The sequence below is a fragment of the Enterococcus sp. H57 genome, from assembly GCF_003112495.1.
Lineage (GTDB): Bacteria > Bacillota > Bacilli > Lactobacillales > Enterococcaceae > Enterococcus_B > Enterococcus_B faecium.
On sequence record NZ_BEHC01000094.1, the window covers coordinates 1 to 203 of the forward strand.

Consider the following 203-nt stretch of genomic DNA (forward strand, 5'->3'; position numbering starts at 1 on the left):
CAAAAATCTTTTCAAATCAATTACCTTTGATTGTGGAAAAGAATTCTCTAATTGGAAAAGTATTAGTAATACGAATGATATTGATATTTATTTCGCAGACCCAGGAACGCCTTCCCAACGGGGATTAAATGAACATTCAAACGGACTCCTCCGAAAAGATGGACTACCAAAAGAAATGGACTTCCACCAAGTCAATCAAGGAT

At 36.0% G+C, this 203-nt stretch carries 1 protein-coding gene; it reads left to right on the forward strand.

The genetic code is table 11. From position 1 onward, the window contains the following. A partial coding sequence (locus DIZ30_RS13285; RefSeq protein ID WP_109023293.1) for an IS30 family transposase occupies positions 1 to 203 on the forward strand: 203 nt, incomplete at both ends.